16 protein-coding genes and 1 tRNA gene are annotated in these 16,344 nt (G+C 71.8%); 6 read left to right on the forward strand and 11 right to left on the reverse strand.

The window, feature by feature from the left end:
• Window positions 1-5 precede the first annotated feature (5 nt).
• Window positions 6-857, forward strand: coding sequence for a rhomboid family intramembrane serine protease (locus HMPREF0063_RS13840; protein ID WP_007079321.1), 852 nt, complete (start codon window positions 6-8; stop codon window positions 855-857).
• Window positions 858-915: 58 nt separating this feature from the next.
• Here the strand turns inward: HMPREF0063_RS13840 and HMPREF0063_RS15935 are convergent, their stop codons facing one another.
• Window positions 916-1,362, reverse strand: a complete 447-nt coding sequence (locus HMPREF0063_RS15935) for a cell division protein CrgA (RefSeq protein ID WP_007079322.1) — start codon at window positions 1,360-1,362, stop codon at window positions 916-918.
• Window positions 1,363-1,454: 92 nt separating this feature from the next.
• Here HMPREF0063_RS15935 and HMPREF0063_RS13850 point away from each other — a divergent pair, with 92 nt between their 5' ends.
• Complete coding sequence (locus tag HMPREF0063_RS13850; RefSeq protein ID WP_040320310.1) at window positions 1,455-2,204, forward strand: DUF881 domain-containing protein; 750 nt, start codon at window positions 1,455-1,457, stop codon at window positions 2,202-2,204.
• A gap of 3 nt (window positions 2,205-2,207) precedes the next feature.
• On the opposite strand, the gene pknB is transcribed toward HMPREF0063_RS13850, so the two are convergent.
• The 6 genes from pknB to HMPREF0063_RS16860 all read right to left on the reverse strand — a co-directional run bounded on the left by pknB (window position 2,208) and on the right by HMPREF0063_RS16860 (window position 9,310).
• Window positions 2,208-3,923 carry a Stk1 family PASTA domain-containing Ser/Thr kinase gene (pknB, locus tag HMPREF0063_RS13855; protein ID WP_007079324.1) on the reverse strand — a complete coding sequence of 572 codons (1,716 nt, stop codon included), beginning with the start codon at window positions 3,921-3,923 and terminating at the stop codon, window positions 2,208-2,210.
• Between the two features lie 70 nt (window positions 3,924-3,993).
• On the reverse strand, window positions 3,994-5,463 hold the full coding sequence (locus HMPREF0063_RS13860; protein ID WP_007079325.1) for a penicillin-binding transpeptidase domain-containing protein: 1,470 nt from the start codon (window positions 5,461-5,463) through the stop codon (window positions 3,994-3,996).
• Entirely contained in the window at window positions 5,460-6,833 is a 1,374-nt protein-coding gene (locus tag HMPREF0063_RS13865; RefSeq protein WP_007079326.1) for an FtsW/RodA/SpoVE family cell cycle protein, read from the reverse strand. The genes HMPREF0063_RS13860 and HMPREF0063_RS13865 overlap by 4 nt, the downstream gene beginning before the upstream one ends.
• Window positions 6,830-8,101, reverse strand: coding sequence for a PP2C family protein-serine/threonine phosphatase (locus tag HMPREF0063_RS13870; RefSeq protein WP_007079327.1), 1,272 nt, complete (start codon window positions 8,099-8,101; stop codon window positions 6,830-6,832). The genes HMPREF0063_RS13865 and HMPREF0063_RS13870 overlap by 4 nt, the downstream gene beginning before the upstream one ends.
• 3 nt (window positions 8,102-8,104) lie before the next feature.
• The gene (locus HMPREF0063_RS13875) at window positions 8,105-8,587 is read right to left on the reverse strand and encodes an FHA domain-containing protein FhaB/FipA (protein ID WP_007079328.1); all 483 of its coding nucleotides are present in this window, start codon (window positions 8,585-8,587) and stop codon (window positions 8,105-8,107) included.
• Entirely contained in the window at window positions 8,588-9,310 is a 723-nt protein-coding gene (locus HMPREF0063_RS16860) for an FHA domain-containing protein (protein ID WP_007079329.1), read from the reverse strand.
• Window positions 9,311-9,430: 120 nt separating this feature from the next.
• On the opposite strand from HMPREF0063_RS16860, the gene HMPREF0063_RS13885 reads away from it, so the two are divergent.
• Window positions 9,431-9,513, forward strand: a tRNA-Leu gene (locus HMPREF0063_RS13885).
• 54 nt (window positions 9,514-9,567) lie between these two features.
• On the opposite strand, the gene HMPREF0063_RS13890 is transcribed toward HMPREF0063_RS13885, so the two are convergent.
• The 3 genes from HMPREF0063_RS13890 to HMPREF0063_RS13900 are packed head-to-tail and all read right to left on the reverse strand — an operon-like array spanning window position 9,568 to window position 12,943.
• On the reverse strand, window positions 9,568-10,584 hold the full coding sequence (locus HMPREF0063_RS13890; RefSeq protein WP_007079330.1) for a crotonase/enoyl-CoA hydratase family protein: 1,017 nt from the start codon (window positions 10,582-10,584) through the stop codon (window positions 9,568-9,570).
• Window positions 10,581-12,218, reverse strand: a complete 1,638-nt coding sequence (locus HMPREF0063_RS13895) for an acyl-CoA dehydrogenase family protein (protein ID WP_007079331.1) — start codon at window positions 12,216-12,218, stop codon at window positions 10,581-10,583. The genes HMPREF0063_RS13890 and HMPREF0063_RS13895 overlap by 4 nt, the downstream gene beginning before the upstream one ends.
• Window positions 12,215-12,943: a hypothetical protein gene (locus HMPREF0063_RS13900; protein ID WP_007079332.1), complete on the reverse strand. Its 729-nt coding sequence runs from the start codon at window positions 12,941-12,943 to the stop codon at window positions 12,215-12,217. Before HMPREF0063_RS13900 ends, HMPREF0063_RS13895 begins: the two co-directional genes overlap by 4 nt.
• Window positions 12,944-13,145: 202 nt before the next feature.
• Here HMPREF0063_RS13900 and HMPREF0063_RS13905 point away from each other — a divergent pair, with 202 nt between their 5' ends.
• A complete protein-coding gene (locus HMPREF0063_RS13905; RefSeq protein WP_169309993.1) occupies window positions 13,146-14,024 on the forward strand; it encodes a MerR family transcriptional regulator in 879 nt (292 codons plus the stop codon).
• A 3-nt stretch (window positions 14,025-14,027) separates the two neighbouring features.
• Here HMPREF0063_RS13905 and HMPREF0063_RS13910 read toward each other — a convergent pair whose 3' ends face one another.
• A complete protein-coding gene (locus HMPREF0063_RS13910) occupies window positions 14,028-14,690 on the reverse strand; it encodes a M15 family metallopeptidase (protein ID WP_007079334.1) in 663 nt (220 codons plus the stop codon).
• A 52-nt stretch (window positions 14,691-14,742) separates the two neighbouring features.
• Between HMPREF0063_RS13910 and HMPREF0063_RS13915 the strand changes: the two genes are divergently transcribed.
• Both HMPREF0063_RS13915 and HMPREF0063_RS13920 read left to right on the forward strand, forming a co-directional pair.
• The gene (locus tag HMPREF0063_RS13915; protein WP_007079335.1) at window positions 14,743-15,546 is read left to right on the forward strand and encodes a crotonase/enoyl-CoA hydratase family protein; all 804 of its coding nucleotides are present in this window, start codon (window positions 14,743-14,745) and stop codon (window positions 15,544-15,546) included.
• Window positions 15,547-15,567: 21 nt separating this feature from the next.
• Window positions 15,568-16,332: a class I SAM-dependent methyltransferase gene (locus HMPREF0063_RS13920; RefSeq protein WP_040320311.1), complete on the forward strand. Its 765-nt coding sequence runs from the start codon at window positions 15,568-15,570 to the stop codon at window positions 16,330-16,332.
• The last annotated feature ends 12 nt before the right edge of the window (window positions 16,333-16,344 follow it).

Here is a 16,344-nt window from a genome sequence, read left to right on the forward strand (position 1 = left end):
GCACGGTGAACGACTCCGTGGAGGCGGCCCGCTGTCACCTGCACCCCGAACGCGAGGCGTACATCTCGTGCCAGCGGTGCGGCCGGCCGATCTGCCCCGACTGCATGCGTGATGCGGCCGTCGGGTTCCAGTGCCCCACCTGCGTGGCGGCGGGTCGCCAGGCGGTCCGCCAACCGCGCACGCTGGCGGGCGGCCGGGTGCAGGCCCGCGAGGGTGTCGTCACCATGGCGATCATCGCGGTCAACGTGGTGGTGTTCGCCCTCACCGACATCGTGGGCACGGACGCGATCACGGCTGCCGGGCGGATGGTCGGCGCCGACGTCATCGACACCCAGGGCCGGCTCTGGCCCGGGATGGACGACGGCGGGTACTGGCGGCTGCTGACCTCGGCGTTCCTGCACGCCGGCGTGCTGCACCTGCTGTTCAACATGTACGCGCTGTACCTGTTCGGTCCGTTCGTCGAACGCGCCCTCGGCAGCGCGCGGTACGTCGCGGCGTACCTGACGATGGCCGTGTTCTCCGGCGCCGTGGTGTACCTGCTCACGGACCCGCGCACCTTCACCGTGGGCGCGTCCGGCGCGGTGTTCGGCCTCTTCGGCTATGCGCTGGTGCTGCTGGTGCGGGCCAAGCAGGACGTCCGCACCCTGCTGGTGCTGCTGGCGGTCAACGGTGTCATCAGCCTGGCCCCGAACATCAGCTGGCAGGGACACCTGGGTGGGTTCATCGCTGGTCTCACCCTGGGCGCCGCCGTGGCGTACGCCCCCCGCGAGCGTCGCACGCTCCTGCAGGTCGTGTCGGTCGGCGGGCTGCTCGCGCTGTCGGCGGTGATCGTCGTCGCGCGGAGCCTGACGGGCTGACCCGGAGGTTTTCCACAGCAGTTGTCCACAGTGTGGAGAACTACACGCGTGTGATTCGCTACTCCCACTTCATCGCGAAGCCGAAGGCCCCGACGATGAAGCCCATCCCGATGACCAGGTTCCAGTTGCCGAGGTCGGAGTACAACGGGATGTCGATGTCGGTGTTGGCCAGCGTGTAGAAGGTCACGATCCACACCAGACCGATCGCGGCCGAGCCGATCATGAGGGGGGCGGCGTACCGCCAGCCCACACTCTGGCCGGGCTCGGGCTCCGGTGCGGTCGAACCCGCGACCAACGAGGCGGCCACGACCAGTACCGCGGCGATGGCCCAGTTCCAGTGGCCCAGGTCGGCGATCGGGTCGATGCGACCGATCCCCGGGAAGTCCCACGCGCGGACGAAGAACAGGTAACCGACGCCCCAGACGACCCCCACCAGGAGCAGGACGATCGCCGCAGGGTGGAACCAGCCACCCCGTCGGGTACGGGTCTTCTTGTTCTGTGCCACGATCCGGTCACCTCACGAGCTCGACGGTCCTCCGTGCATCTGCAGATGCCTCGGCTAGCGTAGTCGGGACAGCGAGGACCAGGGAGATCGGCATGGGTGCACGGCAGCGCACGACGCGCGCACGACGGACCCGTCCGGCCTGGTCGGTGGCCGCCCTCGTCGTCACCGGCATCTCGGGGTTCGTGTTCGTCTCGGGGGCGGTCACGTCCCGGGGCACCGACATCCGTCCCCTCGGCGGTGACATCACCTCGGTGGTGGAAGACCGGGCCCGGCAGGTCGAGGCCCGCCGCACCCAGGCCAGCACGCTGCAGCAGCAGATCGACGAGCTCTCCGAGGCGGCCGACGTGCCGGGACTCGACGAGGTCGTCGCGGCCGCGCGCGCCGCCGAGGCTCCGGCCGGCTTCACCGCGGTGGAGGGACCGGGCCTGCGGGTCACCCTCACCGACACCCCGCGCAGCGTCGAGGTGGCCGAAGGGCTCGACCCGAACGTCCTCGTCGTGCACCAGCAGGACATCCAGGGATTCGTCAACGCGCTGTGGGCCGGCGGCGCGCAGGCTGTCACCCTGCAGGGACAGCGGCTGATCTCCACGACCGGCATCAAGTGTGTCGGCAGCACCGTGGTGCTCGACGGGGTGCCGTACTCACCGCCGTACGTCATCGAGGCGGTCGGGGGCGACACCCGGCTGCGGGCCGCCCTCGACGCCTCGCCCGAGGTGGGGCTGTACGAGACCTACGTCAGTCGGTACAAGCTCGGCCTGCAGGTCGAGACGGTGCGCACCGTGCAGGCACCGGCGTACGACGGAGCGCTCTCCGTGCAGTTCGCCAGCGCCGTCACCCCCTAGCCGCTACGGCTCCTCGGGCGGCGTCGGTGTCGGGGTCGGGGTCGGGGTGGGCTCGGTGGCCACGTTGAGCACCACGGTGGTGCCCGGCGGGATCCGCTGGCCCGACGGGATCGACTGCCCGGTGACGGTGTTGGGCGGCTGGTCGGACCCGGCGTCGGGCTGCACCTGGACCGTGAGGCCCAGACCCTCCAGCGTCGCCCGTGCATCGTTCAGCTGCTGGTTCTCGACGTTGGGCATCTCGACCTGGCCCCGCGACACGAGCACCTCGACCTCGGTGCCCGGCGGAACGCGGGTCCCGGCCGGCGGGTTGGTGTTGATGACGGTGTCGCGCTCCTTCTCGGAGTCGCGTTCGACCCGGACCGGCAGCAGACCCCGGCTGTCGAGCTGGGCGGCCGCCTGGTCGTAGGTGAGGTCCTCGAGGTCGGGCAGCACCACCGGCTCGGGTCCTTCGCTGACGATCAGCGTGATCTCGCTGCCCTCGTCGACCGTGTCACCGGCCGGCGGGTCGGTGCCGATGACCAGGTCGACGGGGACGTCGGCACTGGCCTGGGTCTCGGTCTCGGGGGCCACCGCGAATCCCTCCGCCTCCAGGGCGCGGGTCGCGGCGGCGACGTCCAGCTCGGACACGCTGGGTACCTCGACCTGGGCGACCGGCGGCTCGTCGTTGCCGGTCAGCTGCCACACCGCGATGCCGATGCCGAGCAGGGCCAGCAGCACGACGGCGCCGAGCGCCCACCACTTGCGGCGGTCGGTCTCGCCGGGCTCGGGCACCGCCCGGCGGGCCCCTCCGGCCACCGGTGCGACGGCGGGCGCCACGGCGGTGGCGCCGACCGCGGCGACGGCCGTGGTCGGGGCGTCGACGTGCTGACCGCCGATGACCCGCTCGATGTCGCGGCGCATGTCCCCGGCCGACTGGTAGCGGTCCTCGGTGCGCTTGGCGAGCGACTTCGCCACGATGTGGTCGATCGAGGCGGTCACGTCGGGGTTGTACTGCGACGGCGGCCTGGCCTCCTCGCGCACGTGCTGGTAGGCCACCGACACCGGGCTCTCGCCCACGAACGGCGGCCGGCCGGCGAGCAGCTCGTACAGCAGGCAGCCGGCGGAGTAGATGTCGCTGCGGGCGTCGACGGTCTCACCACGGGCCTGCTCGGGCGACAGGTACTGCGCCGTGCCGATGACCGCGGCCGTCTGCGTCATGGCCGACGAGGCGTCGGCGATCGCCCGGGCGATGCCGAAGTCCATCACCTTGACCTTGCCCTCGGGCGTCAGCATGACGTTGGCCGGCTTGATGTCGCGGTGGATGATGCCGGCGCGGTGGCTGTAGTCCAGGGCGCTCAGCACGTCGGCGGTGATCGACAGGGCGCGTTCGGGCAGGATCTTGCGACCGTCACGCAGCACCTCGCGCAGGGTCTGGCCCTCGACGAGCTCCATGACGATGTACGGGATCGACGTCCCGGCGGCGTCGGGCGCCTCACCGGTGTCGTAGACCGCCACGATCGACGGGTGGTTCAGCGCGGCCGACGACTGGGCCTCGCGGCGGAACCTCTCCTGGAAGGTGGGATCGGCCGCCAGCTCGGACTTCAGCTGCTTGACCGCCACGGTGCGCCCGAGGCGCAGGTCGCGGCCGATCCGCACGTCGGCCATGCCCCCGCGGCCCAGCAGGCCCTCGAGCTCGTAGCGTCCGCCGAGCAGCGTGGTGGAGTCGTCGGAATCGGTCATGGTGTCACTCTCCCAGAGGGGCGGGGGCACGGTGGTGGAAGCATCGGAAGGCGGTGGAGGCGGGCGGTCGTCACAGTCCCAGCACCGCCTGCATGACGGAGCGGGCGATCGGCCCGGCGAGCCGTCCGCCGGCGATCTCGTCGCGACCGGTGCTGCTGGACTCCACGACCACGGCGACGGCGACCTGCTGGTCGCCGGCCTTGGCGTAGGAGACGAACCAGGCGTACGGCGGTCGGTCGGGCGTGGACTGCGCGGTGCCGGTCTTGCCGCCCACCTGCACCCCGCCGATGCGGGCGGAGGCGCCGGTGCCGTTCTCGACGACGTCGACCATCATCGCCTGCAGCACCCGGGCCTGGTCGGGCGTGAGGGCCTCGGCGTACTCCGTGGGCTCGGCCTCCTCCAGCACCCGCAGGTTGGGGGCCCGGACGGTGTCGACCAGGTACGGCTCCATGACGACGCCGTCGTTGGCGATGCCGGCCGCGACCATGGCCATCTGCAGCGGGGTGGCGGCCACCTCGAACTGGCCGATGCCGGACTGGGCCAGCTGGGGGGCCTCGAGCGTGGTGTCGGGCGGGGTGAACCGGCTTGCCGTCGAGGCGAGGCCGTCGAGGATGTCGTCGCCGAACCCGAACTTGGCGGCTTGCTCGGCGAGGGCCTCCTGGCCGATCTGTCCGGCAAGGTCGCCGAAGCTGACGTTGCAGGACACGCTCAGGGCGCGCTGGAAGGTGATCGGGTCGCCACCGCAGTCGCCGCCACCCTCGTTGGGCAGCTGGTAGGTGATCCCCGGGAACGGCAGGAGGGCTCCGCCGCGGACCTCGGAGTCGGGGGTGAGGCCGAGCTGGTCGATCGCGGCGGCCGCCGTCACGAGCTTGAAGGTCGAGCCCGGCGGCAGGATCTGGTCGGCGGCCCGGTTGATCAACGGGTCGTTCTCGTCGGCGAGCAGCGCCTGCATGGTGTCGTCGACGAACCCGAGATCGTGCGACGCCAGCGCGTTGGGGTCGTAGGACGGCTGCGTGACCATCGCGAGGATCGCCCCGGTCTCGGGATCGATGGCCGCCACGGCCCCCTTGGTCCCGGCCCCGAGCGCCTCCAGACCGGCTGCGGCGGTGCGTTGCGCCAGGGCGTTGATGGTCAGCTCGACGCTGCCGCCCTGCGGCTGGTTGTTGGCCAGCAGGTCGACCACACGGTTCACGAACAGACGGTTGTCGCTGCCCGAGAGCACACCGTTCTGGGCCCGCTCGACGGCGGTGTTGCCGTGGACGTACGAGAAGTACCCGGTGATGGGGGCGTACAGCGGGCCCTCGGGGTACTGGCGCTGGAACCGGAAGCGGTCGTCGCTCGGGACGCTCTGCGCGATCGGCTCGCCGCCCACCAGGATCGGTCCCCGCTCCCGGGAGAACTCCTCGTCGATCACCCGCCGGTTGCCGTTGCGGTCGTTGAGGTCGCCGGCCTGGACGAACTGCACGACCGTGATGTTGACCAGCAGGGCCACGAAGAGCGCCAGGCAGGCGATGGCGAGGTTCCGGATCGGTGCGTTCACCGGCGCACCACCTGGGTGGCCTCGTCCTGCTCGATGACGGCCACGGGGGGCGCCGGCCGGCGGGTCTGGTCACTGATCCGCAGCAGCAGGGCGATGATCGCCCAGTTCATGACGATCGAGGACCCGCCCTGCGCGAGGAACGGGGTGGTGAGGCCGGTCAGCGGGATCAGCCGGGTGACCCCACCGATGACGACGAAGACCTGCAGCGCCATGGAGACGGCCAGACCCGCGGCGAGCATCTTGCCGAACGCGTCGCGGCAGGTCAGCGAGATGCGCAGGCCGCGCTCGACGATCAGGCCGTAGATCAGGATGATCGCCATCAGGCCAGTGAGCCCGAGCTCCTCTCCGAGGGAGGCGGCGATGAAGTCGGAGAAGCCGAACGGCGTCAGCTGCGGGCTGCCCTGCCCCCACCCCTGGCCGATCATGCCACCGTGCGCGAGCCCGAACAGACCGTTGATGACCTGGAAGTTGGCGTCGGGGTCGCCGAACGGGTCCGACCACGCCTCGAAGCGGCGCTGCACGTGGCCGAAGGCGGTGTAGCCGAACCAGGCGCCGACCCCGAACAGCGCGGCGCCGACCACGAGCCAGCCGGGTCGTTCGGTGGCGATGTAGAGCATCACGACGAACAGGCCGAAGAACAGCAGGGACGAGCCGAGATCACGCTGGAAGACCAGGATCCCCACGCTGATCAACCAGCCGCCCAGGATCGGACCGAGATCGCGTCCTCGCGGCAGGTCGATGCCCAGGACCCGCCGCCCGGCGAGCGCCAGGGCGTCGCGCTTGACGACGAGGTAGCCCGCGAAGAAGATCGCCAGGCAGATCTTGGCGGCCTCGCCGGGCTGGAAGCTGAACGGACCGAGGGCGATCCAGATGCGCGCGCCCCGGATGTTCTGACCGATGTACGGCAGCAGCGGGAGCACCAGCAGGATGATCGCGGCGAGGCCGAAGCTGTAGGTGTAGGTCTGCAACCGGCGATGGTCGCGCACCACGAACAGCACGACGGCGAAGGCCGCCAGCCCGAGCCCGGTCCACATCAGCTGGGAGGTGGCCAGCGCGTTCCAGTCCGGGTCGACCTGCTCGTAGCCCAGGTCGATCCGGTAGATCATGGCCAGTCCCAGCCCGTTGAGGCAGATGACCAGCGGCAGCAGCACCGGGTCGGCGTACGGCGCCACGCGGCGGATCACCAGGTTGGCGGCCACGGCGACCGCCGTGAGGGTCGCGGCGAGCGGGAGCACCCCCGCGGGCACGCGGCCCTCGACGCCCAGACCGACGGCGCAGTACGCGCTGACGCCGATGACGACCGCCATCACCGTGAGGATCAGCTCGGCGCCGCGTCGCTTGCGCGGCACCCACGTTCCCTGATCGCTCACGGTGTGACCACCTGGTCGGGGAGGATGACGCCCGGGGTGGGCGTCGGCGTCGGGGTGGGCACCGGCGCGGGGGCGACCTCGCGCCGCAGGTCCTCCACGATCTGCGCCGCGTCGGCCCGGTCGGTGGCCTCGATGCCGTCCGTCACCTGGCTGCGCTGGAAGTTCGTGAGGTCGTCGAGCTCGACGTCGCTGACCTCGTCGACCTGGCTCAGGGAGATGCCGGGAAGGTCGGCCTGGACCCCCTGGAAGATCGCGACCCGGCCGTCGCTCTCGGCGACGTAGTACTGGGTCTGCGTCCAGTTGTAGGCCAGCACCCCGCCCCCGGCGAACAGTGCCGCGACGACGACGAGGGCTCCGATCCAGCGGACCCACCGCCACCGGGACGGGGGCCGCGGGGCGTAGCGGATCTCCTCGGGGTCGAGGTCGAGGGTGTTCCCCCGCGACGACCCGGCCGACCCGTGGCCGGTGCGCGGCCGGGGGGAGGAGGCGGCCGCCCCCACGAGGTGCGGCTGCCCGTCGCTGGACGCCAGGTGCTCGTCGGGGTCGTCCGACGCGTCGACGAACTCACCGATGACCACGGTCACGTTGTCGACGCCGCCGCCCTCGAGCGCCAGCTGCACCAGGGAGGTGGCGGCCTGGTCGATCGTCTCGGCGCCCAGCGTCTGCGCGATGGTCTCGTCGTCGACCATGTCGGTCAGTCCGTCGCTGCACAACAGGTAGCGGTCGCCGAGCTGCGGCTGGACCCAGGCGAAGTCGGCCCGGTTGTCGTCGCGGCCGAGCATCGCGCGCAGGAGCAGGGACTTGTGCGGGTGGTGCCGGGCCTCCTCGCGGGTGATCCGGCCCTCGTCGACCAGGCTCTGCACGAAGGTGTGGTCGGTGTTGAGCTGGGTCAGCTCGCCGCCCCGCAGCCGGTAGGTGCGGGAGTCGCCCAGGTGCGCCGTGGCGAACTTGTCGCCGTCCCACAGCATCGCCTCGAGCGTCGTCCCCATGCCCTCGACCGCGGGGTCGTCGGTGATGAGGTCCCCGAGGCGCTCGTTGGCGCGGGCCACGGCGTGCTCGAGCGCGTCCATGGCGTCGACCCCGAGGTCGCGGTCCAGCTGCCGCACGATGCCGACGGCCTCCGACGACGCGAGGTCGCCGGCCGCGGCGCCGCCCATGCCGTCGGCGACCACGAGCAGGCGGGCGCTGGCGTAGCCGGAGTCCTGGTTGTTGTTGCGTCGCAGGCCGACGTCGGAGAGCGCCGTGTAGCGCAGCGCGAGCGAGGTCATCGGCTACTTCCGCAGCTCGACGATGGTCTTGCCGAGCCGGACCTGCAGACCGAGGCCGATGGGGGTGGGCGTGGTGATGCGCTGGTTGCCGAGGTAGGTGCCGTTGGTGGACCCCAGGTCCTCGACGAACCACTGCTCGCCGTTGGTGGCGAACCGCGCGTGCCGGGTCGACACGTAGTCGTCGTCGAGCCGGATCGCCGCGTCGGTGCCCCGGCCCAGCAGGATCGGCTGGTCACCCAGGGGCACGCTCTGCCCGGCGTTGGGACCGTCGACGATCTGCAGCTTGGTGGGCGTGCCGCGTTGCGGCTTGCGTGGCTTGGAGACCTTGGCCGGTGCGGCGGGTTGGCGCGCCGGGCGGGCGGCCTTGGTGGCCGGCACCTTCGTGCCGAAGATGTCGGACCGGATGACCGAGACGGCCGACAGGACGAACATCCACAGCACGACGAGGAACCCGATCTTGATCAGGGTGAGCGTCAGTTCGGACATTCAGGCCTCCTGCTCGCCGATGCGGACGACCAGGGTCGTGTTGCCGAGGCGGATCTCGGCGCCGTGCTGGACGGTGGCGGTGGTCACGCGGTGACCGTTGAGGACCACGCCGTTGGTGGAGCCGAGGTCGGTGATGGTGACCGACAGGCCGTCGCCGGTGTCGTGCACGTCGAACTCGGCGTGGCGGCGGGAGATGCCGGGGTCGTCGATGCGCAGGTCGGCCTCGCTGCCGCGCCCGATCACGAGGCCCGGCGGCACCAACGGGTGCCGCATGCCGTTGACCTCCAGCACCGCCTCGTAGCGCAGCACGCCGGAGTCGGTGAGGCCCGCGCCGGAGGACGACTTGACCGTGGCGTTGGTGCGGCTGCGGACCCGGAACCGGCCGGTTCCGAGCTCGGGGGACTCCACGAACGAGATGGCCAGGCCACCGGCGAGGGTGTAGCGCTGCTCCTTGACATGCTCGCGGACCAGGGTCGCCAGCTCGCCGGACAGGGTGTCGCCGAAGGGGTTCAGACGGTCGAAGTCCGACGGGGACAGCTCGACGGTGAAGTCGTTGGGAGCCAGCATCCGTTGACGCGACAGGACCTGCGCGGCGTTGTCGATCTCGCGCTGCAGGGCTGCGGCGATCTCGACCGGCTGCACCGCGCTGCGGAACGCGCGCGCGAACGCGCCCGACACGGCGCCCTCGAGGCGCTGCTCGAAGCGTTGCAACACTCCGGCCACGGTGCCTCCTTCGTCGTCGGTACGGGTTCGGCTCTGTCTGATCGTAACGACTCCCACGCAGATCGCCGGAGTCCCGGTGCTAGACTCGTGCCTCGGTCCGGCTCGAGCCGGTCCGGATGCGCGCGGGTGGCGGAATGGTAGACGCGCTGGCTTCAGGTGCCAGTGTCCGCAAGGGCGTGGGGGTTCGAATCCCCCCTCGCGCACACACGAACGCACAGGGTGTCTCCTCCGGGAGGCACCCTGTCGTCGTTCCGGGGTCAGCCTCGCCGGAGGCCGTGGTCGCCGAACGGTTCGTCGCGTTCGCGCACGGCCTCGCGGAACCCCGCGGCGGCGGCTCGCTGCTGGAAGGCGTAGCCCTCGCGCGTGTGGCGTGAGACCCCGTCGAAGACCGTGCTGATCATCTGGGAGGTCGCGGTGCCCTGGGCCAGCAGGGCACTGTTGAGCGCCAGCTTGATCATCATCAGCTGGTTGACCGGCATCATCGCGATCCGTTCGAGCAGGGCCTCGGTGCGGTCGTCGAGCTCGTCGGCGGGACACGACTCCACCGCCAGTCCCCACTCGGCCGCCTGCGCGCCGGTGAGGCAGTCGCCCGTCAGCAGCAGGCGCTTGGCCCGCTGGTCGCCCAGCCGGTGCGCCCACATGCCGGCCGCGGGCACGCCCCAGACCCGCGTGGGCGGGTAGCCGATCTTGGTGTCGTCGGCGCAGATGATCTGGTCGGCGTACAGCGCGATGTCGGTGCCGCCGGCGACGCAGAAGCCGTGCAGCTTCGCCACGGTCGGCTTGTCAGCGTGCAGCAGCGAGGAGAAGCCGCGGTTGAAGCGGCTCATCATGGCGTAGTCGAGCATCGGGTCCCAGGTGCCGGCCGGGTCGTGGTTGACCGCCTGCACGACCGGGTCGACCGTGGTGCCCGTGAGGTCGTCCACGGCGGCCTCGGGCCGGCCGCCGTTCTCGGCGAAGATCGAGAGGTCGTAGCCGCCGCAGAACCCCGACCCGCGGCCCGACACCACGATCACGTGCACGCGCGGGTCGAGGTCGGCACGCTCGACCGCGGCCGCGAGGTCCAGCGGGGTGTCGACCGTGATGGCGTTGCCGCGTTCGGGCCGGTCGAAGGTGATGCGGGCGATCCGCCCGGTGACCTCGTAGGTGAGCGTCGCGTAGGTCGGCTCGGTCTGCTCGCCCCGGTGGCGCCCGGCGAACGGCGAGCCCTCGCCCTCGGTCCAGCCGTCACGCCACGCCGCCGGACGGTCCGCCGGACCGGCTGCGCCCTCGCTCATGCCCCGACCTTGACGGTGGCGCGCTCGATGATCGGGGCGAGGTCCAGGCCCGCGGGCAGGGTGCCGAAGACGGTGCCCCAGTCGCGGTCCAGCCGGCTCGCCGCGAACGCGTCGCTGACCGCGGGGTGCCCGAACCGCACCAGCAGGGAGGCCTGCAGGGCGATCGCGAGGTCGCCGACGATCCGCCGGGCCCGCAGCTCGGCGGAGGCCGGATCGGTGAACTGGTCCTTGAGCCGACGGGCGAACGCGTCGAGGCGCGGCTCGGCGCCCGCCACGGAGTCGAGCTCGTCGAACAGTGCCGTGAGCGTGGCCGGCTGCTTGGCCACGGCTCGCAGGGTGTCGAGCGCCGCCACGTTGCCCGAGCCCTCCCACACGCTCATCAGCGGCGCCTCGCGGTACAGGCGCGGCATCCGTGAGTCCTCGATGTAGCCGTTGCCCCCGAGACACTCCAGCGCCTCGGCGGCGTGGACGGGGCCGCGCTTGCACACGTAGTACTTCGACACCGCGAGCGAGATGCGGCGCAGGTCGGCGGCTCGTTCGTCGCCGGCGAGAGCGCGGTCGGTCAGGTCCGCCAGCCACATCGCCACGGTGCTGGACGCCTCGGCCTCGACCGCGAGGTCCGCCAGCACGTTGCGCATCAACGGCTGGTCGACGAGAGCCGCGCCGAACGCCGACCGGTGGGTGGCGTGGTGCACCGCGGCCTGCACCCCGACCCGCATCCCGCTGGCCGAGCCGATCGTGCAGTCGAGCCGGGTCATGTTGACCATCTCGATGATGGTCCGCACCCCTCGGCCCTCGTCGCCGAGCCGCCAGCCGAAGGCCTGGTCGTACTCCACCTCGCTGCTCGCGTTGGAGCGGTTGCCGAGCTTGTCCTTGAGCCGCTGCAGCGCGACCCGGTTGGTCGTGCCGTCGGGCAGGACCCGCGGCACCACGAAGCAGGTCAGGCCGCCGGGAGCCTGGGCGAGCGTCAGCAGGATGTCGGACATCGGCGCCGAGGTGAACCACTTGTGGCCGGTGAGCCGGTAGGTGCCGTCGGCCTGTTCGGTGGCGTGCGTCGTGTTGGCCCGCACGTCCGAGCCGCCCTGCTTCTCGGTCATCGACATGCCGGCGGTGAGCCCGGCCTTGGTCTCCGGTGCCGCGAACGACGGGTCGTACACCGTGGTGGCCAGCAGGGGCTCGAACCGGGCGGCGAGCTCGGGGTCGACCCGCAGGGCCGGCACCGCCGCGTAGGTCATGGAGATGGGGCACTGGTGACCCGCGTCGACCTGGCCCCACACGCTCAGCCCGGCGGCGCGGCGCAGGTGGGCGTGCGGGTCGCCGGTCACCCACGGGGTGCCGTGCAGCCCGTACCCGGTGGCCCGGGTCATCAGCTGGTGGTAGCTGGGGTCGTAGACGACCCGGTCGATGCGGTGGCCGTAGCGGTCGTGGGTGTGCAGGACCGGCTCGTGGCGTTCGGCCAGGTCGCCGAGCTCCTGGGACGCGGCGGAGCCGGCGTCACGCCCGATGGCGGAGAGCTCGTCGAGCGCGCCGGTCGCGCCGACGCGGGTGAAGGCCTCGGTGTACGGCGCGTAGTCGGCGGCGTCGTAGTCGACGAGGGGCGGCACCTGGTTGGTCACGTCGTGGGTGGTGGTCATGCGATCTCCTCGTGCAGGTCGGTCAGCTCGGTGCGGAAGGTCTCGTAGGCGCGTCTCAGCTCGGCGGCCGGCCAGTGCCGGGGTCGCAGCGACGGCGGCAGCACCGGGTCGGTGCGCAGGTGCCGCACGATGGCGGCGGCGTTGACGAAGCGGGTGGCGAGCGTGGCGCCGCCGTGGGCGGTCGCGAGCAGCGTGTCAGCGACGGCTGCCCAGGCCGGGAGGTCCCAGAGCCGGCCGGCCAGGTCGACGTCGGAGGCGGGACGGGCGGCGAACACCTCGACGTCGGGGCCGATGGGTGCGACGACGTCGAGCGTGGCCGGCCGGGTCCAGACGCCCTCACGGAGCTCGGCCATCCGCCGGGCCCGCATCACGGCCCGGTGGTCGGCGCGGGTGGCGGCGTCGCGACCCGTCCCGGTGACCACCACGAGGTCCCACGTGCCGTCGTACGGCAGCTCGACCGGGTCGAGGTCGGCGTCCTGGGCGGCCTGGCGGGCCAGGTGTCGAGGGGTGAGCGCGTAGACGGCGCCCTCGTTGGTGAGGTCCCCGGCGGCCACCATGCGGGACAGGGCGACCCGCAGCGTCGAGGGAGAGATGCCGAACTCCTCGCCGAGCGCCAGCAGGTGCCGGACGGGCAGCCGTGCCGGATGGGCACCGAGCAGCAGGCTCAGCACGACCGACCGGGCGGTCAGGCTGCCGGTGGTCACCGGGGCGAGGGGCGCGTCCATGAGCCGACCTTACGCTCTCGCGTCATCTGTTGACAAGATGTAACACTGGGCCGGGAGAGGCGCGGACCCGACATGCCGAGCAAGGCATACCTCGATACCGTCGGGGGATCGTGAGAATCCTGAGATGGCGATGAGCGAACGGTTGGGGAGTGCATCCTCGGACCGTTCCGCGGCGTCCGGTCTCACGTGGACGGTCGGGTCCGTGGCCTCGCGCACCGGACTGCCCGCCTCCACCCTGCGCACCTGGGAGCGTCGCTACGGCATCGGACCCACCGAGCGGACCAGTGGGGGGCACCGCCGGTACACGGAGCTGGACATCGCCCGGGTCGAGCTGTTGAACCGGCTGATCGCCCGCGGGGTCTCGGCTCGCGAGGCGGCCCAGGTCGCGTCCACCTACGACGGCAGGGACGCTCCCCGCCCCCCGGACGGATCCGACGTGACGGCCCTGGTGCACGAGCCGGACGCGATGATCCACGCCGTCCTCGAGGCCGCGGCCACGCACAACGGTGAGCGCATCAGCAGCATCCTCGGCGCCGCGGTGGACACCCACGACGTCGTCACGGCCTGGACCGACTACTTCGCGCCGGCCCTGGTGCGGATCGGCGAGGAGTGGTCGGCGGGCAACGTCGACATCGCCGCCGAGCACCTGGTCAGCGAGCGGCTGTCGGTGGAGCTGCGCGCCTTCGTGCACCGCAAGCCCGATCTCGACCACGAGCGCGGCACCGTGCTGCTCGCCAGCGCCGAGGACGACCAGCACTCGCTGCCGGTCGTGGCCCTGCAGGCGGCACTCGCCGACCGCGGCATCGCCTGCCACTCGCTGGGCGCCCGGCTGCCCGCCTCCTCGCTGGCCAAGGTCATCGCGACGCTCGATCCGCGGGTCGTCTTCCTGTGGGCCTCGTTGCCGCGCCCGTCGGTCGACCAGCTCTGGAAGGTCGTCACCGCCACGCCGCCGTCGTCGACCGTGCTCATCGGTGGTCCCGGCTGGCCCGCGGACCCGCTCGTCGACCCCGGCGACCGGGAGCCGACGCGCACGAGAGACCTGGCGGACGCGGTCGACCGGGTGACCGGCCTGCTGGCGTGAGGGTCAGGCGGGCCGGTCGGCGTCGACCGGGCCGTACAGGGCGCAGCGCGCCCGGGTGGACCACGCCCAGTACCGGTCGCCGAACGACCAGTGCCACCACTCGGTCGGGTAGTTGACCAACCCCGCCGCGCCCAGGGCGTCGGCGAGCGTCGCCCGGTGCTCGCGGGCCTGCGACGAGATGTTCGCCGCATCGAAGTAGCAGGCGCCCTCGGACTCCTCCGGCGTCGCGTTGACCGCCGTGCCCAGGTCGAGCGGCCGCCCCGCCACGTCCGCCAGGGTGAGGTCGATCGCCGCGCCCGCCACGTGCGGCGCGACCTCGGGCGGGGAGATGTAGCGGCTCGCGAGCCGGCGCAGCTGCAGGTCGGTCAGGTCGGGGTCGGCCGTGCGCAGCTCGGCGCAGTAGGCGTCGAAGTGCCGTCGCTGGACCGCCGGCTCCCGGTGGCCCTCGACGATCATGAGCCGGACACCCGCCGGCACCAGCTCGGTGGCGTGCAGCAGCCGGTCGGCGACGCCGCGCCGGACCGACGACCAGGCCGGGCCCTCGTTGACCTTGAGGTGACTGAACGCGAACCCGCCCAGCTCGCGCAGGTCGACCAGCGGCTCGCCGACCTCCTCGACGCCGATCTCGGTGATCTGCGGATCGGCGAGCAGCACGAGGTCGGTCACGGCGTCACGGTAGCGCTCCCGTCGCCGCCCTACCGACGAGTAGCATCGGGGCATGACCGACGAGCGCGTGATCACCGAGATCGACGGACCCATTGCCCGGGTGTGGCTGAACCGACCCGACAAGCTCAACGGGGTGGACTTCGGGATCCTCGACGGACTCGTGGCCGCCGCCGGACGGATCGAGAAGGACCGCGACGTCCGCGCCGTGGTCCTGTCGGGCCGCGGCGACTCGTTCTGCGCCGGGCTCGACTTCGCCACCGTCAACAAGACGCCGCGCAAGGTCTTCTCGCACTTCGTCCCGAACCCGTTGCGAGGCACCAACGGGTTCCAGCAGTCGCTGTGGGCCTGGCGCCGCCTGCCGGTCCCGGTGGTCGCGGTCACCCGCGGGCACGTGTTCGGAGCCGGTATCCAGCTCGCCCTCGCGGCGGACTTCCGGTTCACGACCCCCGACGCCCAGTGGTCGGTGCTGGAGGCCAAGTGGGGCCTCGTCCCCGACATGAGCGGCACCGTCCCGCTCGTGGAGCAGCTGCCGCTCGACCTCGCCAAGCGGTTGTCGATGACCGGCGAGGTCTTCACCGGTCAGCAGGCCGCCGACTGGGGGCTCGCCACGGGGAGCGACCTCGACCCCGAGAAGCCGGCCCTCGAGCTCGTCCACCAGCTGATCGCGCGGTCGCCGGACTCCGTGGCGGCCACCAAGCGCCTGCTCAACGAGGCGTCGCGCCGCAGCGTCCGGGCCCAGTTCGCGCTGGAGCGGCGCCTGCAGCTGAAGATGTTCCGCTCCCCCAACACCAAGGTCGCGCGCGCTGCAGGCGCGAGGCGGCAGGACCCGGAGTTCGGCCCGCGCACCTTCGGTTGAGCCGCCGGTAGGGTGGACCGGGTGACTGACGAGAAGCCGGGCAAGAAGGTCGCGGACCAGTACGACCGCGGATACGACTACACGTCCTACTGGGACCACCGCGACTACGAGCACGCGGCCGAGGAGGCCGCCCTGCGCACCCTGCTCGAGGGGCGCCACTTCGCCCGCGCGGCCGACATCGGGGGTGGCTTCGGTCGCCTGTGCCTGCTGCTGCGCGAGTACGCCGACCACGTCACGCTCGCCGAGCCCAGCCAGACCCAGCTCGACGCGGCCGTGAAGGTGCTGGCGAACACCGACGTCGCCCAGGTCCGCATGCAGGCCGACGACCTGCAGTTCGCCGACGGCGAGCTGGATCTCGTCACGATGGTGCGGGTCATGCACCACATCCCCGAACCCACGACCGAGTTCGCCGAGATCGCCCGGGTGCTGGCGCCGGGGGGCACCGCGATCATCGAGGTCGCCAACTACGGTCACTTCAAGAACCGTCGGGCGCACCGCAAGGCGGGCACGTCGCTGCCCACCGAGCCGGTCAGCATCCGCACGGCGCCGGCCGACGAGCCCGACGCGATCGCCTTCGTCAACCACAACATCGACACCGTGGTCGGTCAGCTGTCGGCCGCGGGGCTGAGCCTGCACGACAAGCTGAGCGTGTCGAACCTGCGCAGCCAGAAGCTCAAGAAGGTGCTCCCGCACGGCGCGATGGTCGCGGTCGAGAAGCGTCTCCAGCGCCGGCTGGCGAAGAACGACTTCGGCCCCAGCATCTTCCTGGAGCTGCGCAAGGCCTGAGCGGACGCCCGG

Source organism: Aeromicrobium marinum DSM 15272, from assembly GCF_000160775.2.
Classification (GTDB): Bacteria; Actinomycetota; Actinomycetes; order Propionibacteriales; family Nocardioidaceae; genus Aeromicrobium; species Aeromicrobium marinum.